Source organism: Nocardioides panacihumi (assembly GCF_039530925.1).
Classification (GTDB): Bacteria; Actinomycetota; Actinomycetes; order Propionibacteriales; family Nocardioidaceae; genus Nocardioides; species Nocardioides panacihumi.
Map to the genome: position 1 here is coordinate 377,914 of NZ_BAAAPB010000005.1, position 212 is coordinate 378,125.

Sequence of the window (212 nt, forward strand, 5' to 3'; positions counted from 1 at the left end):
CCACAGCCTCTCGGTTGCAGTACCATCGGCGCTGAAGGGCTTAACTTCCGGGTTCGGGATGGGACCGGGTGTTTCCCCTTCGCTATGGCCGCCGTAACTCTATGTCAGTCACGCACAGACATACATCTGTGGTGACCGAAGTCTTGGTTGTTGTGGACGCGAGCACAGTCGAGCTGTGTCTTGTGTTGTGCGCACTTGACGGTGTTGTTGGT

Annotated in this window: 1 other annotated feature. The window is 56.6% G+C overall.

What is annotated here, in order from left to right:
• Window positions 1-11 precede the first annotated feature (11 nt).
• Window positions 12-96 (reverse strand) — a sequence feature (5S ribosomal RNA rRNA prediction is too short).
• Window positions 97-212 lie beyond the last annotated feature (116 nt).